This is a genomic window from Peribacillus sp. NPDC055009 (assembly GCF_053608705.1).
The window spans coordinates 311,779-328,105 of record NZ_JBSGVZ010000001.1 but is presented as its reverse complement, the minus strand read 5'-3'; the positions used below and the strand labels follow the sequence as shown (position 1 = coordinate 328,105).

The following is a 16,327-nucleotide window of genomic DNA, read 5'->3' as shown; positions in this document are numbered from 1 at the left end:
TCCCCCTAAGATTTATAGCGTTTCAGATGTTGTTTTTCCTTGAAGATGAAGAACTAAATAATCAGGACCGCCCGCTTTTGAATCTGTACCTGACATATTGAATCCGCCAAATGGCTGGTATCCTACAATTGCACCAGTACAGCCGCGATTGAAGTACAAGTTACCTACGTGGAAATCCTCACGCGCTTGTTCGATATGTTCAATGTTGTTCGAGATGACCGCACCCGTTAATCCATAATCCGTGTTATTGGCAATCTCGATTGCATGATTGAAATCTTTTGCCTTACAGAATGCAACCACTGGTCCGAAAATCTCTTCTTTCATGACACGTGCGTTCTCATCCACATCGGCAATGATAGTTGGCTGGATGAAGAAACCTTTTGAATTGTCTCCTTCTCCCCCTGTAACAATTTTCCCTTCTTCTTTACCGATTTCAACGTAGCTCATGACTTTGTCGTAAGCTGCTTGATCGATAACCGGACCCATGAAGTTGTTTAGATCTGTTGGTTCCCCGACTGTTTTTTCTTTCGTTAATTCAATGGCACGATTCAAGACTTGGTCATATACATCTTCCACTATTACGGCACGTGAACAAGCAGAACATTTTTGACCGGAGAATCCGAATGCAGAAGCGACGATTGATTGTGCCGCCAATTCCAGATCAGCCTCTTTATCAACAACGATCGTATCTTTACCGCCCATTTCAGCGATGACACGTTTTAACCAGATTTGGCCTTCATGAACTTTTGCCGCACGCTCATAAATACGGATTCCAACATCACGAGAACCGGTAAAGCTGATGAAACGTGTACGAGGATGATCTACCAAATAATCGCCAACCTCGGCACCGCTTCCTGGAATGAAGTTCACAACTCCTGCAGGCATGCCCGCTTCTTCCAGCACTTCGATGAATTTAGCTGCAATGACCGGTGTTGTACTGGCCGGTTTCAATAAGACCGTATTTCCTGAAACAAGAGCTGCCGTCGTCATGCCTGCCATGATCGCAAACGGGAAGTTCCAAGGTGAGATGATGACACCGACACCAAGCGGGATATAATTGAAAGCATTGTGTTCAATCGGACGGCTTTCCACTGGCATGCCGTCTTTAAGCTTCAGCATTTGACGTGCATAGTATTCCATGAAGTCGATCGCTTCCGCTGTATCCGCATCCGCTTCATTCCAAGGCTTTCCTGCTTCTTTCACCAATAGGGCCGAGAAATAGTGTTTTCTTCTCCGTACGATGGCTGCAGCCCTGAATAAAATATTTGCACGCACGTCCGCTTTCGTTTTTCTCCAAGTTTGGAATGTCTTATCTGCCGCTTGCATCGCTTGCTCAGCAAGATCCTTATTGGCTTTGGATACGGTTCCAATAACTTCTTCTTTATTTGCTGGGTTTACAGAGGTAATGACTTCATCAGTAAACACTTTTTCACCATTAATGATCAGCGGATATTTCTTCCCTAAATCATTAGCTACATCATTCAATGCCGCTTGAAAAGCTTTATTGTTTTCTTCGATTTTAAAATTAGTAAATGGTTCGTGTTTATATGTTTGGACCATTATAGCTCATCTCCCTAAAATTTTATGTTTTTTTCTTCACCCTTACTTAACAAGCAAGTTCCGTGCCAACTTTTCATTTTTTTGAAAAAATAATGATATTTCATTAGATATGCAATGAAATTCAGCACTTTTGGGGCAAAATTGACATAGTATGCCATCTTTTTTTGCTCTAATCCCTATTTATGTCGCTTAAACCTTACACTTTTTATAATGCAAGATTCATGCCAACTATAAAAAACATAAAAAACAGCGTTTTATCACTTTTTCCGCAAAATATTTTTGCACTTCGATGCAAAATTATCTTGCTGTGCAAATTTTATTTGCGCCTTTACTTCAATTCCTCTACAATAGCTCTAAGAAAAGAAGAAAAACGGGAGGCATTCATGAATTTAGATCAAATCATTAAAATAGATGGTTTCCAATCCATCCTCTATTCGCTTGTGGATGTAATCGATACAGGGATACATATAATCGATATAAAAGGGCGGACCATTGTATATAACAAGAAAATGGCAGAAATAGAAGGAATGGATTCAGAAGAAGTGTTAGGGAAGAAGATTCACGAAATCTTTAAATTCAAGGAAGAAACGGAGAGTACATTAATAAGGGCACTTCATTCGGGTAAGACAACCGAGAACTCGAAGCAGACCTACTTCAATAATCTTGGTCAGGAAATTACAACAATCAATAATACGTTTCCGATTTTGGATCAAAAGCAAAATATCATCGGAGCAATTGAAGTGGCAAAGGATATAACGAATCTGGAAAGAATCATTAAAGATAATATCTTAAATAAGGGCGATACCAAATATACGTTTGACAGCATCATCGGAACGAGTGAAAATTTCCTGGAAGTCATAGAAAAGAGCAAGCGCTCGACCAGAACGGCATCCTCCATCCTCATCGTCGGGGAAACGGGCACAGGAAAAGAGCTCTTCGCCCAAAGCATCCATAATGGCAGCAGCCGTTCGACACATCCTTTCATCAGCCAAAACTGTGCTGCCCTGCCAGATAGTCTAATTGAAGGAATACTCTTCGGAACAAAGAAAGGCGCCTTCACCGGATCGATTGAAAGGCCTGGATTATTCGAACAGGCACAGGGCGGTACCATCCTTCTCGATGAAATCAACTCATTAAATCCAAACATGCAAGCGAAATTATTACGGGCCCTTCAAGAAAGGACGATTCGCCGTGTTGGGGATACAAAGGATAAAAAAATTGACGTTAGGGTCATTGCAACGATAAATGAAGATCCGATAGATGCCATTGCAAATGATCATTTACGAAAGGATTTATACTACCGATTAAGTGTCGTTTCGTTATTCATCCCGCCTCTTCGTGAACGGAAAGAGGATATTCCTCTGCTGGCGCAATCCTTCATCGAGAAATTCAATGCGCTGTTCGAATTGAATATAGAAGGAATCAGCGAAGATGTCTACTCGCTTTTTTATGATTACGACTGGCCCGGGAACGTAAGGGAACTTGAACATATCATTGAGGGGGCCATGAATTTAATGGAACCTGGCGATACAAAGATTGCCATCACCCACCTTCCGGCTCTATTTAGGAAGAAAGCCCATTTGGAAGACATTCGTCCCGATAAAAAAGAAAATCATGAAAATGGAGATTTACAGGAGTCGACCTTATCTCTAGATGATTATATCACCCATACTGAAAAGCAATACTTGGAGAAGATTTTAAAAGAACATGGGATGAATATCTCCAAAGCAGCCAAGGCCCTGAATATTAGCCGCCAAAGTCTTCAATACCGCTTGAAAAAGTATCAGGTCAAATAACACAAAGAAGGCCCCCATTATATATATGGTGGGCCTTTAGTTTATCGGCGGAAAGCGAGCGGGTTTCATGCGTATACCCTAAAATAAATGCCCAAATTCCGAATAGTGAGGTGAAGGTTAAAAAAATTCGTGAACGGTTGAATTAAGTGTTGAATTAAGTTACATGTAGGTCGAATTAAATGTATCAACGGTCGAATTAAATGCCATGTAGGTCGAATTAATGCATCAACGGTCGAATTAAAGGTCATGTAGGTCGAATTAATGCTTCAACGGTCGAATTAAATGCCATGTAGGTCGAATAAACGCACCAACGGTCGAATTAAATCCCATGTAGGTCGAATAAACGCATCAACGGTCGAATTAAATCCCATGTAGGTCGAATTAATGCGTGAACGGCCGAATAATGCCGTGTAGATCAAGGCAAACTCAATTTCTGCGAATTTGTCTACAGTCTGAAGGCCCTCATTGATAATGAGGGCCTTTTTTTGCTTCTATTCATTTTTACTTCGCAATCAGAATGCTTCAGCCGCTTTTACAACGTTTTCCAAACCATCCGCGATGATTTTTTGTGTCCGGTCCGGATACTGATTATGGCCTTCAATGACCACGACCTCCGGATTGTTTATCCCCCATAGGCCAATGATATTTTTCACTAAATTCACGGCCATTTCAGCAGAAGCCATACCTTCCAATGCATAATCGGAACCGCGGGCATTCAATAGCATGACTTTTTTATCACCAGCATACCCGACAGGACCTTCCGCCGTATAATTGAACATTTTACCGGCTTGGGCCAAATAGGAAAGATATGTGATTAGCGGTGCAGGAACCGTTGAGTTCCATAGAGGGAAAGCGAATACCACTTTATCCATGGCCAGGAATTGATTTAAATATTGGTCAACCAATTCGGCCGCCTTTTCCTCTTCGGCTGTCAGTTCAAGACCTTGGTTGCGTTTATACAACCCGGTTATCGCCGTATTTCCATAGTAAGGAAGTTCTTCTTTAAATAAATCCAGCTCGGTCACTTCATCTGTACGGTGTGTCTCTTTATATGCTTTTAAGAAGGTGTCATACATTTTCGAGCTGATTGCCTGTTCTGCAGGACGATCGTTCACTTTTACGAATAATACTTTTGTCATTTTTCCATTCTCCCCTGCCGCGGTTTCTTTATTTCTAAATAATCTACTTAAGAATCCCATATCCTCTCACCATTGCTTTCTGATTATAATATTTAGACGATTAAATGAATCTCATTGCCTGATGGATCTGTTACAGCGAAAAACCCTTCTTTTTCCGTGACGACAGCCCCGATTCCTTTCAGTTGTTCGGTTACTTTTTTTCTCGCTTCTTCGTCTGCAAAAACGAGAGTATACCAGTTTAGCCCTACACTATTTTCCTTAGGAGCAGGGGCGCCAACGCCATTCCAAGTGTTCAACCCTATGTGATGATGATATCCACCGGTTGAAGTAAAGAGCGCTCCTCCATATCGATTCACGACGCTAAACCCAAGACCTTGCATGTAAAACTCCTCCGTTTTACGTAAATCCGCTACATGCAGATGTATATGCCCCATTAAGGTACCTGCAGGCAGTTTTCTCCACTCGCCATCGCTTTCTTTCAGAAGGTCATTCCCATCCAGCGGATCCGTGCCCATTGCGACTTCCCCTCTGGCCCATCTCCAATCAGTTGATGGCCGATCAGAGTATACTTCAATCCCATTGCCATCCGGATCGGTAATGTACAGCGCTTCACTCACTTCATGATCAGCCGCTCCAAAAGAATATTTCGTTTGAAGTAAATGGCGTAAAAATATCGATAAGTCAGCACGGCTTGGCAGTAAAAGGGCAAAGTGATACAAGCCCGTCGTCCGCCCTTCTTTCGGAATCACATCTGCAGGCTGCTCAAGTGTCAGCAACGGGGTTTTACCGTCTGTCGTCAAAACAGCTTGCCGGTCGGTTTTATTCAATACTTGAAGACCGATGATTTCTTGATAAAACAGAATGGCATTATTTAAATCCAATACATTTATACTGACCTCGCCAACAAAGGTAATTGGTTTTTGATGAAAATTTTTATCCATATTGTCACTTCCCTTTTTTATTGAAAATCACATGATCCAAAGAAAGAACCGTGCGGTTTGCACACGCTAGATAGACAGACATGGCAAGCAGTGCCAAGTCCAGTTCGTAACCCGCCGCTTGCCCGTTTCCAAGAAAACCAGCAGGTAATTTAGCCGTGAAAATCGCCCCCGCCATAATGACCGCAAATAGGACGGATACGATTCGTGTTCCCAAACCCAGTATAACCGCAAGTCCTCCAATCAATTCGATTCCTGCAACGATGTATGCCATGAAGCCAGGAATGCCAAGGCTATCGAAAAATCCCGCCGTATTTCCTATGCCCCCTTGAAACTTTGAAACGCCGTGAATGAAAAAAGTAAGACCTAAAATCACCCTTAAAAAAACTTGACCTGCATCATTTTTATTCATGTATGAATCTCCTTTGTCAGTTACTTTATGTAAGTAATTATATTTTCATAAGCTTATAATGTCAAGTAAGTTTATTGGAATTCATTTTTTTACCTAAAAAAACGAATTGCCGAAAGCAACTCGTTATATGGTGTCACTATTTAAATGTGTAATAAATGGTTGAATTGATGATGAAAGAATCCGCAATCGTTCTCCCGACTTCCTCACATGCCACCTTACTTCCTCCTAAGTATCAAATTTAATCGAAATCATTACGATTTAAAACTCAATTAAACACAACTTCATTATTCAAACATCGAAATCAGTTCTTTTGTGTATGAATGGCGATCGCTGCAAAAAAGCTGTTCTTTTTCAAAAGAATCTACAATAACACCCCCTTTCATCACCATGATCCGTTGGCTCATCTCCTGTACAGCCGATAGATCATGGGAAATAAAAAGGTAAGAAATGTCCAAAGTCTCCCGCAGCCCGCCTAACAATTTCAGCACCGCCGCTTGAGACAGAACGTCCAGGCTTGAAGCCGGTTCATCCAATATAATGAGGGCCGGTTCAATGCTGATTGCGCGTGCAATGGTCACCCGCTGCTTTTGTCCGCCGCTTAGCTCATGCGGGTAACGTTCAGCAATACTCCTTGGAAGCTCCACAGTTTCCAGGAGCTGTTCGATAAAGTTCGCTTCACTTGTAAAAGTAAAATGTTTCAGATTTACCTGGCTGCCAAATTGAAGATATGGATCCATTAGTGAATCTTTTATCCTTAGTTTTGGATTCAAAGCCGATGCAGGATTCTGCAAAACAGCCTGGATGTTCTTACGATACGGTTTTAAACTGCGTTCGCTTTTGTTTTGCAGCGCCGTTCCTTCAAATAGGATGCTGCCCTGGTCAAAAGATTCAACCTGAAGGATGAGTCTTGCCAATGTGCTTTTTCCGCTCCCGCTCTCTCCCACTAATCCAAGGCATTCCTTCCTTTCGATGCTGAAATTCACGTTCCTTAGTATTTCCACTCCGTTATCATAGCTTTTATGGACATTGCGTACGTCTAATAAACTCATCCTGACACTCCTTCAAGCTTAAATGGAATTCTGCTCAATGATGGTGATGATTGAATCAGTTCATTCGTATAAGTGTGCCGTGGATGATTCAATACCTGATTTTTATCACCGGTCTCAATGATGGCCCCGTCTTTCATGACCGCAAGGCGATCCGCATACTTCCTGACATGACGTAAATCATGGGTAATGAACAAGATCGCACATCCGGTTTCTTTTTGGAGCCTTGATAACAGCTGTAAGACCATAAATGAAGATACACTGTCCAAGGCTGTGGTCGGTTCATCCGCTATCAATATATCCGGCTCAAGCAGCAGGGCTATTGAAATGGATACGCGTTGAAGCTGCCCGCCGCTTAATTGAAAAGGGTATCTGCTGTAGATATCTTCATTCAGGCCCACCGAAATGAGCGCCTTGACCGCTTGCTTGCGCCTCTCCTTTTTGGAAAGGTTCAAATGTGTTCGCTGATATTCGTCGAAATGTTTACCGATGGTAAGGAACGGTGTAAATGAACCCTGGTAATCTTGAAAAATATAAGCCAGGCGCTTTCCGCGAATCTTCCTGATTTCTGAGGAAGATAGCGTTAATAAATTCTTTTCCCCGTACCATATTTCTCCCTTCGCTTGGAGATTGGGTGCAAGCAGCTGACATATTGCCATGGCAGTCATGCTTTTGCCGCTCCCGCTTTGTCCGACAAGTGCGAACCATTCACCTTTCTGCACATCCAATGAAATATCCTTGACGATATGATTTTGCTTCCCCATGATATTTAGATGCCTCACGGATAAAATGCTCATGATTCCACCTCCTTTTTCACATCGAATGCATCGCGCAAATAATCACCGAGCATGTTGGATAGAAGGACGACAAATACGATGGCTAGCCCTGGGTAAATCATCAGCAACATATTGGATTGAAAGTATGGACGGGCATCATTCAGCATGGCTCCCCACTCAGGTGCCGGCGGCTGCGCACCGAGCCCGATATATGATAAGGAAGATATGAGCAAAATGATTTTTCCTAAATCGAGGCTAGAAAGGACCAGCACGTTCCCAATAAGGTGCGGAACTAGATGCTTCCGCATGATCCCAAATGAACTTAATCCATTGATTTTAGCAACTGTGACATAATCCTTCTGACGTTCGGTGATCACCGTACTTCGCACAAGCCGGGCATAATTCACCCATTTCACCAGAACGATCGCCAACAGGAGATTTTCGATTCCTGGTCCTAATAAACCACTAAGAACAATGGCAACGATTGTATCAGGGAAGGCGAGAAACGCGTCGGCAATGCGCATGAAGATCCGATCGATCAGCCCTCCTTTAAAACCGGCAATCACCCCGAACGGGACGCCGATGATAACTGCGGCAAACAAAGATAAAAGACCGTAGCCAACCGTCAATTGTGCCCCAAGCAGAAGACGCGTCAATAAATCACGCCCTAGATGATCCGTCCCTAACGGATGTTCCATGCTCGCCGGCCATAGCCTTTCTTCCAGATTGACCAGTGTCGGATCATGTTTCAGAATAAGAAAGGTGTAAGCCGTAACGGCAAGAACTGTCGCCATCACCGTAAATAGGACGGTCATTCTCCAGCGCCATTGGGATTTTTCTTTGATAACTAACTCCATTTTCCATGCTTCCTTTCCTTCAGTCTTAGCTCCGGATTTAAATAACGATAAGATAAATCCACGGCACTATTAACCATGAATACAATGATGGCCATGACCAGCAGGTACCCTTGGATGACTGGATAATCCCGCGACCGAATCGAGTCCACGACCATCTTACCTATCCCTGGATAGGCAAAAATCACTTCGATCACGACTACACCGCCAATCAGGCTGCCAAGGCTGACGCCGAATACGGTAATGACCGGGGGCAAGCTATAACGAAATGCATGGGCAAAGAATATCCGCGTCTCTGAAATCCCCCTTGATCGGGCTGCCCTGATGAAATCATGACTGAGGGAATCTATCAAACTCGAACGCAGCAAACGGACGTACACACTTGTGATGGCCAGCCCCAGCGTGACCGACGGCAGAATCAAAGAACGAAACCCGTCCCTGCCCATCGTTGGAAGGGCTCCCCATCGTACCGCAAATAAATCTATCAAGAGCAGCCCCAGCCAAAAGCTAGGAATGGCTGCCCCCAACAAAGAAACGGCACGGCTTATCTGATCAATCCAGCTTCCCCTGTACAAGGCAGCAAGCGAACCTAATGGAATGGCTATACCAAGCATGACAAGCAATGCGCCAATCGCCAGCTCAAGTGTTGCAGGCAGTCCGCTCATGATCATCTCCATCACAGGCTGATTCGTCAGATAGGAATGCCCGAAATCCAATTGGATAAAGTCCATAAACCAATCGCCATACTGCACTAACAGCGGATCATTGAACCCCAATTCTTCACGAAGCTCATTGACTTGCTCGTTTGTGATCGACACATCATCCACTTGAAGTATCGAGAGAACCGGGTCCCCTGGAGCAAGCCGAACAAAAAGGAAAGAGATGAATGTAATTACAAGGACAAATATCACGACCTCAATGAATCGCCGGACTAAGATGCGCAACATTCACTTCACATCCAGTTCATTCGTCAGCATGTAGTATTCGCTTCTCGAAGTGATCCAGTTTTCAACTTTATCGGCATCATAAGCAACAAGTGTATTCGGATGTAAAATGAATGAATTATACACCTGTTCATCCACATACATCGCAATCTCCTCAGCTAAATCCGAGCGCTTCTCCTGTCCGACCGTTACGTTTAGCTCATCAATCAGGGACGTCAGGCGATTATCATCGGCCCCACTGAAGTTCAAGGCTCCCTTTGGATGGTAAGTAGCATTTAAATAATAACCGGCATCCCCGCGCGGAGCCGTTAAATTGCTGTAGGTCGTTAAATCCCAATCGCGATTGGCAGCCATATACTCTTCAGGGATTTCTATTTGCTTGATTTTCACATCAATCCCCAACTGACCGGCATCCGATTGAAAAACTTGGGCAATTAACGGCAGGTCGGCACGTGAACTGTATGTAAGCAGTGTAAACGTTAACGGTTTACCGTCTTTTTGCATGACACCATCCACTTTCTTATATCCCGCCTGATCAAGAAACACCTTAGCGGCTTCCATTCCATTCTCTTTTTTCGGATAGTCCGGAGCAAAAGAGAATGTTGATGGAAATGGCCCCGTCGCCACTTCTGCATGACCATGTAAAATCGTTTCCGCAATGGATGAACGATCGATCAAGGCATCTATCGCCTTTCGGACGTGTATGTCCTGCAATGCTTTACGTTCCAAATTCATCGTCATTTGATGGACGCGGAAAGTGGATGTCGATTCAACCTTCACACCATCTATCGCCTTTAAATTTTCCAGGCTTTCCACTTCCGGACGGAAAACAATATCGGCGCCTCCCGATTCAAGGGCAAGAGACCGTGCATTGGCATCTTCATTAAACGAAAACCTGGCGCTCTCAAGCTTTGCGGCCCCATCCCAGTAAGACTCATAACGTATTAAATCAACAGCCGTACCTGGTATGAATTTCGAAACGGCAAATGGCCCTGTACCTATCGGCTTGTTTATATAGTCACTTTCCTTCACGTCAATAATCGATGTATTTGGATGAACCAATTCAGAAGGAAACTCAGGAAAAGGAACCTCCGTCTTAATCGTCAGCGCATTTCCGTCCGCTTCAATCGACTCAATGCGCAAGGCATTCTTGATCGACGGACTATCTTTCACCGCCCTCTCCAACGAAGCCTTCACCGCTTTGCCATCCATCGGCTTTCCATTCTGAAAAGTCACACCCTCCCTTAACTCGAAATTCCATAATTGACCGTCCTTGCTATCCCAGCTTTTCGCCAGCCAAGGTTCGATGGTCAGATCCTCATCATTGAGATGCACCAATGTCTCAGTGATCCCAGCCCTTAGTGACACATAACTAGTATCGACATTCGGATCAAGCGAGCTAGTCGCAAAATTAAAAAGCAAGTTCACTTCCTTCTCCCCTCCCACTTCATTCGCAGACTCGGTGGAACAAGCAGCCAAAAGTAAGAATGCTAAACAAACAATAAAAATTGATTTACATTTCCTGAACACGATATATTTCCTCCATTACCTCAACTATTTTGGCCGACACAAAATCGTATTGATTACGATTTAGAATGCAGCTTTACCATCATGACAAACGACGTAACACATCCCCGAATGCTTATCAGAAATCAAACTATGTAATCCTCCTCGAGAGTAAACATCCATTCACGAGTAAATGTGCTAAACTCACGAGTATTTGCTCCAAATTCTCGAGTATTTGCTCTAAACTCACGATGATTTGCTCCATATTCACGAGTTTTTGCTCTAAACCCTTGAGTAACAGCTCTAAATCTCTTGCAATATCACCAAATTATTAAAAAATGCACCAAATTCTCTATTTATTGCACGAATCCTCCTTTTTCAATTCATTCTTTCAGTGCTTTCCGTCTAATAAATCAAAATGATTACGATTTATACTTTAAAAAAATTTACATGTCACTCTTGTATTGGCTGTCTTTCATTATAAAACGTAATGATTACTATTTACAAGCATTTTTTAAATTTGCTAAAATTTATTCGTTCCCTTTTTTTCCTTAAAAACCACAAAAGCACAGTAGAGATTTCTCTACAGCGCTTTTGAAAGGTTAAAAATATTATTCTGCTTCGTTCTGACCAGTTACCACTTTCGTTTGCTCTTCTCCATTTAAAATAAGCCGGAATGAGATATTGGCTTTCAAGGAATCTGATACTGCACAGTATTTCTCTTTTCCTAGATCGATTGCTCTCCAGATTCGTTTACTGTCCACTTGTCCATCAATTATGAAAGTCACAACAATGGATGTGAATCCTTTTGGCAATTCTTCTTTTCTCGTACCATCTGTTTCAATTTCAAGCTTATCCACAGATGACAAATAAGGTTTCAGTATCATCGTGACATCTATTCCAATGCATCCAGCTAGGGAAGCTAAAAGCATTTCTGTTGGTGTACACCCTTTACCTTCGCCTCCATATGCAGGTGTTGCGTCCATATTGACTTCATAACCTGAATCTCCAACAGCTGTGAAAGCACGCTGGCCATTCCATTTTGTTACCACTCTCATGATAATTCCTCCCGCATTCCTTATATTATCTACATTTTCTTCAAAAATTTCTTGGCTCGATCAGTTTGTGGTTGTGAAAAGAATTCCTCTGGTGGACTTTCTTCAACGATGACACCATCTGACATGAAGACGATTCGATCAGCGACTTCCTGAGCAAATGTCATCTCATGAGTAACAATGGCCATGGTCATTCCATCATAAGCGAGTTCTTTAATTACAGCCAACACCTCATCTACCAACTCTGGATCTAATGCCGACGTTGGTTCATCGAACAATAAGATATCCGGCTCCATTGCAAGTGCTCTGGCAATCGCGACCCTTTGTTGCTGACCTCCAGATAATCGCGAAGGATACACATCTTTTTTATCAATCAAACCTACTCTTTTTAACAGCGTTTCCCCTTTTATCACTGCATCATTTTTCGACCACTTTTTCACAATTAACAGTGCTTCGATAACATTTTCCAATACCGTTTTATGCGGGTATAAATTAAATTGTTGAAAAACCATTCCCGTATGTAGACGGACCTTTTTAATTTGTTTATTGCGCACTTTATGACTTTTTTTCGCATCAACGATAATGTTGCTCACTTCAATAGTTCCACTCGTCAATTCTTCCAGTCCATTTATACATCGAAGCAATGTACTTTTACCTGAACCACTCGGCCCAAGAATCACAACAACTTCGCCGCTGTTCACTTGTAAATTAATATCTTTCAACACTTCTAAGGTTGAAAAACTCTTCGATAGGTTACTGATGTTTATCATTCTACCTCTCCATACTTAGTCATATATTGATAACCTTTTTTCAATTCTTTCCAATACAAAGGAAAATCCTGTACTCATGATCCAATACATTAGCGCAATCGCTAAATAAAATGGCATGTACACATAGTATTGGGCAATTAATAATTGAGCAGATCGCAATAATTCGGTAACCGTTATAACGGAGACAAGCGATGTTTCTTTCAACATCCCAATGAATGTATTGCCAGCTGGCGGGATGGCTACCCTAATCGCTTGCGGAAAAACAATTCTGCGCATCGTTTGATATGGTGTCATTCCAGATGCATATGCCGCTTCATATTGCCCTTTAGGGATGGATTGAATCGCCCCGCGCAATGTTTCAGAAAGGTAGGCCCCGATGCTGATACTTAACGCAATATAAGCCGCTGTTAGTGGTTGAAGATTAAAGCCGTAATCAGCCAGTCCATAATACACAATAATAATTTGGACCAAAGTGGGCGTACCTCTTATGATGGAAACATATGCACGAGCCATCCATCTAATAAATTTATTACCTTTTAATCTTGCTACCGCCACAATCACAGCAATAATCGATCCAAAAAACATTGAAATAATGGTGATAAGGAGCGTATAGTATGCTCCCTTCAATAAAAATGGCAGGTTAATCCAAATAACATCCATAACTTTGCTTGTATCCTTTCTACTACTATAGGTTTATTCTTGTGGCTCTTCCCCAAACCATTTCACAAAAATCTCTTTATATGTGCCGTCTTCTTTCATATCAGCTAGATGTTTGTTCAATTCTTTCAATAATGATTCATTGCCTTTACGAATCGCGATTCCTGCTTTATCAGATTTAACCGGATCACCAACAGCCTTGATCTTAAATCCATTACTCTCTACAACTGGTTTCAACGCATACATATTATTGATGGTTGCATCGATTCTTCCAGAGTCCAAATCCTTTAATGATGTAATCACGTCATCATATGTTTTAATCGTAAAGTCTCCCACTTCCGGAAGCAGCTCTGTACGAAGATATGTTTCATCATTAGTTCCTAGCCCCACTCCAATGTTCTTGCCTTTGAAATCTTTTACAGACTTAACCGTATTATTATCTTCTTGAACGATTACCTTCACATTGTTTGTGATATATGGTTCTGTAAAATCCATTTGTTTTTTGCGTTCATCAGTAATGGTCATTTGACTGATAACTGCATCAAATTTTTTAGTTTGTAATCCTGCTACCATACCTGAAAATTCTTGGGAAACAAATTCAACATCCACTCCAAGTCGTTTGGCCAATTCCTTCGCGATATCAGCATCAAATCCATCCATCTCTTTTTTTTCATTCAAGAAATTGTATGGCTGATATGTACCCATAAGCCCTACTTTAAGGGTTCCGCGACCTTTGATTTGTTGTAATAAATCTGCACTGCTTTCTTTATTTTCGCTTGCCTTATCGTCTTTCGTACCACATGCGCTTAATATCAAAGTAAATGCTACTAATAAAACTAATGTAATGTATGAATATTTTTTCTTCATAATAATCTGTCTCCTTTTTATGTTCCTAATAATCCAAAAAATTCGAATCTAACCATTTCTTTAGCCAGCTCAGCCGTTGTTCTGCTTCGGATATGCGAACCATCTGAGACCGGCCCGAATAACCACCTAGATAGGATTCCTTCAAATAAACTCATTAATAATGCAGCTTGTAAACCAGAATCCCTTTCCGGTAAAATGTTTAGCTCCATTGCTCTTTTAATATTATTCTCAAAAGCTTCTTCCACCTTCAATCGAGTATCAATGATCGCCTGTTTAAGTGACTCTTCACCATCAATTCCCTTGAATATCATCTCCATCATATATCGATTAGATTCCGAAAAATCAAACAACTCCACAAATAACTTTTCAGAGGAATTCAAAACATCCTGAACTGTTCCAGGAGATTTCCGATGTCCGTGTGCTACTACTTCCAGAAGTCCGATCCGCCCTTGTTGAATAATTTCTAAAGCAATAGCTTCTTTACTTTTAAAATGCCAATAAAAAGTACCCTGTGCAATGCCCGCCTCTCGAACGATGTCAGAAATCTTCGTTTTATGATAACCAAGAGACGCAAAAAGTTGTTGTGATATCTCTAATATTTGCTCTCTTCTATCCGGCTTTTCTTGAGTAGAAATTCTTTCTCACCTCCCGATTGATTAGTCAGTCAGTATTATCATATAAAATTCCTGCAATGTAGTCAATTATCTTTAGTGGTTTAGTTGGTATTGCATTATTTCCTTCTGAGCATTGTAAACCGCATTCGATCACGATAGTAAGCACAATAAGCCCTTTTAACAATTTCCCTATGTTTAAAAGCTCCTGAAAATTCATTTCAGGAGCTTTTAACTTAAATTATTTATTTTTTCAACGCATTGTAATGATTGACAACCTCTTTTGTTATTTCACTGCTTTCGTCCAATCCACTAACTTCCTTAAGAACGGCAGCTACACCCTTTTCTTTGATCATTGCTTGGAGCTTAACTGCTTCTTCATCTTCGTTAAAATCAAAGAGTAAAGCGGCCGCTATCGCTTTCGCCAGATTAGTATAGGAAAGGCCGGCTTTCTTTGCTTCTACGGCAGGGCGCACGAGACGGTCGTTTGGCCCGAGTTTACGCAGCGGTGAACGTCCGACTCTATTCACCGAGTCATTCAGGTAGGAGTTTTTAAAACGATTAATGATTTTTTCGATATACTGCTGATGCTCACCTGCATCCAGACCGTATTGCTCTATTAAATAGGCGCCCGTTTCCCCTAGGGTTTTCTTGACTTGCTCCACAATGCCTTCGTCTTCCAACGACTGGTCAATCGTTGATTTTTCATTTTTGAGATAACCGAGGTAAGCAATGACGGCATGTCCTGTATTAACGGTAAACAGTTTTCTCTCAATGAATGGAGCGAGTTCTTTTACAATGGTCATCCCTTCAACGGCAGGAATGCTTTCCTTCGTTTCAACGACCCATTCATAATAAGGTTCCACCAAAACATCGAGTGATCCTTCGTTATTTTGGATAGGAACGATGCGATCGACTGCTGAGTTAAAGAAGTAGACTTTATCGGCTAGTTTTTCTTTTGTATCTTGATCCAAGTTTTCCAGAATGTATCCTTCTAAAAGGTCTGTTGCCGATATTTGGTTTTCACAAGCGATCACATATAGCTTTTCATCGGTTTCCTTCACCCTTGATGCTAATCCTTTTGCAATTAAAGGAGCGATATGAGGCAAAATATTGGGACCGATAGCAGTGGTGAGGTAGGTTGCTTCGGAAATTGCTTTAATGACTTCCTCTTCCTGCTTTAAACTGTTTAAACCCGATACATTTTTCACTGTGACGGATTCTTTTTGATCAGTGGCCAGTTTGACTTGATATTGCTTTTTATCATTTAACTGATCGATGATTTGATCAGCTATATCTACAAATGTCACATGATATCCAGATTGTGAAAAAAGTGCTCCGATAAATCCTCTTCCAATGTTTCCTGCACCGAAATGTACTGCTTGTTTCATTACAA

At 41.8% G+C, this 16,327-nt stretch carries 16 protein-coding genes and 1 pseudogene; 1 reads left to right on the top strand and 16 read right to left on the bottom strand.

Annotated elements, in window-relative coordinates; all coding sequences use genetic code 11:
- Positions 1-12: 12 nt before the first annotated feature.
- Complete coding sequence (gene pruA, locus ACWF5P_RS01660; RefSeq protein ID WP_434167632.1) at positions 13-1,560, bottom strand: L-glutamate gamma-semialdehyde dehydrogenase; 1,548 nt, start codon at positions 1,558-1,560, stop codon at positions 13-15.
- Positions 1,561-1,943: 383 nt separating this feature from the next.
- Here pruA and ACWF5P_RS01655 point away from each other — a divergent pair, with 383 nt between their 5' ends.
- Entirely contained in the window at positions 1,944-3,356 is a 1,413-nt protein-coding gene (locus ACWF5P_RS01655; protein WP_434167633.1) for a sigma 54-interacting transcriptional regulator, read from the top strand.
- A gap of 512 nt (positions 3,357-3,868) precedes the next feature.
- On the opposite strand, the gene ACWF5P_RS01650 is transcribed toward ACWF5P_RS01655, so the two are convergent.
- The 15 genes and pseudogenes from ACWF5P_RS01650 to ACWF5P_RS01580 all read right to left on the bottom strand — a co-directional run bounded on the left by ACWF5P_RS01650 (position 3,869) and on the right by ACWF5P_RS01580 (position 16,322).
- Positions 3,869-4,555, bottom strand: coding sequence for an FMN-dependent NADH-azoreductase (locus tag ACWF5P_RS01650; protein ID WP_452444522.1), 687 nt, complete (start codon positions 4,553-4,555; stop codon positions 3,869-3,871).
- Between the two features lie 32 nt (positions 4,556-4,587).
- Entirely contained in the window at positions 4,588-5,436 is an 849-nt protein-coding gene (locus ACWF5P_RS01645) for a VOC family protein (RefSeq protein ID WP_452444521.1), read from the bottom strand.
- 4 nt (positions 5,437-5,440) lie between these two features.
- On the bottom strand, positions 5,441-5,845 hold the full coding sequence (locus ACWF5P_RS01640; protein WP_260358432.1) for a DoxX family protein: 405 nt from the start codon (positions 5,843-5,845) through the stop codon (positions 5,441-5,443).
- A gap of 284 nt (positions 5,846-6,129) precedes the next feature.
- Positions 6,130-6,894 carry an ATP-binding cassette domain-containing protein gene (locus tag ACWF5P_RS01635; protein ID WP_434167635.1) on the bottom strand — a complete coding sequence of 255 codons (765 nt, stop codon included), beginning with the start codon at positions 6,892-6,894 and terminating at the stop codon, positions 6,130-6,132.
- Positions 6,891-7,688, bottom strand: a complete 798-nt coding sequence (locus tag ACWF5P_RS01630) for an ATP-binding cassette domain-containing protein (RefSeq protein ID WP_434167636.1) — start codon at positions 7,686-7,688, stop codon at positions 6,891-6,893. Before ACWF5P_RS01630 ends, ACWF5P_RS01635 begins: the two co-directional genes overlap by 4 nt.
- Positions 7,685-8,482 (bottom strand): nickel transporter permease, encoded by a 798-nt coding sequence (nikC, locus tag ACWF5P_RS01625; RefSeq protein ID WP_434169713.1) that lies wholly within the window; start codon positions 8,480-8,482, stop codon positions 7,685-7,687. Before nikC ends, ACWF5P_RS01630 begins: the two co-directional genes overlap by 4 nt.
- A 32-nt stretch (positions 8,483-8,514) precedes the next feature.
- Complete coding sequence (nikB, locus tag ACWF5P_RS01620; protein ID WP_434167637.1) at positions 8,515-9,468, bottom strand: nickel ABC transporter permease; 954 nt, start codon at positions 9,466-9,468, stop codon at positions 8,515-8,517.
- Positions 9,469-10,995, bottom strand: a complete 1,527-nt coding sequence (gene nikA, locus ACWF5P_RS01615) for a nickel ABC transporter substrate-binding protein (RefSeq protein ID WP_434167638.1) — start codon at positions 10,993-10,995, stop codon at positions 9,469-9,471.
- A 587-nt stretch (positions 10,996-11,582) separates the two neighbouring features.
- Entirely contained in the window at positions 11,583-12,029 is a 447-nt protein-coding gene (locus tag ACWF5P_RS01610; protein ID WP_434167639.1) for an OsmC family protein, read from the bottom strand.
- 29 nt (positions 12,030-12,058) lie between these two features.
- Positions 12,059-12,796, bottom strand: a complete 738-nt coding sequence (locus ACWF5P_RS01605) for an amino acid ABC transporter ATP-binding protein (protein ID WP_452444520.1) — start codon at positions 12,794-12,796, stop codon at positions 12,059-12,061.
- Between the two features lie 15 nt (positions 12,797-12,811).
- The gene (locus ACWF5P_RS01600) at positions 12,812-13,456 is read right to left on the bottom strand and encodes an amino acid ABC transporter permease (protein WP_214770723.1); all 645 of its coding nucleotides are present in this window, start codon (positions 13,454-13,456) and stop codon (positions 12,812-12,814) included.
- Between the two features lie 33 nt (positions 13,457-13,489).
- Positions 13,490-14,320: a transporter substrate-binding domain-containing protein gene (locus ACWF5P_RS01595; protein WP_452444519.1), complete on the bottom strand. Its 831-nt coding sequence runs from the start codon at positions 14,318-14,320 to the stop codon at positions 13,490-13,492.
- Positions 14,321-14,337: 17 nt separating this feature from the next.
- Positions 14,338-14,700: a hypothetical protein gene (locus ACWF5P_RS01590; protein ID WP_434167642.1), complete on the bottom strand. Its 363-nt coding sequence runs from the start codon at positions 14,698-14,700 to the stop codon at positions 14,338-14,340.
- A 90-nt stretch (positions 14,701-14,790) separates the two neighbouring features.
- A pseudogene (locus ACWF5P_RS01585) lies at positions 14,791-14,910 on the bottom strand (TetR/AcrR family transcriptional regulator); the annotation flags it as partial.
- A 266-nt stretch (positions 14,911-15,176) separates the two neighbouring features.
- The gene (locus ACWF5P_RS01580; RefSeq protein ID WP_434167643.1) at positions 15,177-16,322 is read right to left on the bottom strand and encodes a mannitol-1-phosphate 5-dehydrogenase; all 1,146 of its coding nucleotides are present in this window, start codon (positions 16,320-16,322) and stop codon (positions 15,177-15,179) included.
- Positions 16,323-16,327 lie beyond the last annotated feature (5 nt).

Excerpts from the sequence above, each read along its gene's own strand:
- pruA (WP_434167632.1), bottom strand. The coding sequence starts at position 1,560 with ATGGTCCAAACATATAAACACGAACCATTTACTAATTTTAAAATCGAA.
- ACWF5P_RS01655 (WP_434167633.1), top strand. The coding sequence starts at position 1,944 with ATGAATTTAGATCAAATCATTAAAATAGATGGTTTCCAATCCATCCTC.
- ACWF5P_RS01650 (WP_452444522.1), bottom strand. The coding sequence starts at position 4,555 with ATGGGATTCTTAAGTAGATTATTTAGAAATAAAGAAACCGCGGCAGGG.
- ACWF5P_RS01645 (WP_452444521.1), bottom strand. The coding sequence starts at position 5,436 with ATGGATAAAAATTTTCATCAAAAACCAATTACCTTTGTTGGCGAGGTC.
- ACWF5P_RS01640 (WP_260358432.1), bottom strand. The coding sequence starts at position 5,845 with ATGAATAAAAATGATGCAGGTCAAGTTTTTTTAAGGGTGATTTTAGGT.
- ACWF5P_RS01635 (WP_434167635.1), bottom strand. The coding sequence starts at position 6,894 with ATGAGTTTATTAGACGTACGCAATGTCCATAAAAGCTATGATAACGGA.
- ACWF5P_RS01630 (WP_434167636.1), bottom strand. The coding sequence starts at position 7,688 with ATGAGCATTTTATCCGTGAGGCATCTAAATATCATGGGGAAGCAAAAT.
- nikC (WP_434169713.1), bottom strand. The coding sequence starts at position 8,482 with ATGACCGTCCTATTTACGGTGATGGCGACAGTTCTTGCCGTTACGGCT.
- nikB (WP_434167637.1), bottom strand. The coding sequence starts at position 9,468 with ATGTTGCGCATCTTAGTCCGGCGATTCATTGAGGTCGTGATATTTGTC.
- ACWF5P_RS01610 (WP_434167639.1), bottom strand. The coding sequence starts at position 12,029 with ATGAGAGTGGTAACAAAATGGAATGGCCAGCGTGCTTTCACAGCTGTT.
- ACWF5P_RS01605 (WP_452444520.1), bottom strand. The coding sequence starts at position 12,796 with ATGATAAACATCAGTAACCTATCGAAGAGTTTTTCAACCTTAGAAGTG.
- ACWF5P_RS01600 (WP_214770723.1), bottom strand. The coding sequence starts at position 13,456 with ATGGATGTTATTTGGATTAACCTGCCATTTTTATTGAAGGGAGCATAC.
- ACWF5P_RS01595 (WP_452444519.1), bottom strand. The coding sequence starts at position 14,320 with ATGAAGAAAAAATATTCATACATTACATTAGTTTTATTAGTAGCATTT.
- ACWF5P_RS01580 (WP_434167643.1), bottom strand. The coding sequence starts at position 16,322 with ATGAAACAAGCAGTACATTTCGGTGCAGGAAACATTGGAAGAGGATTT.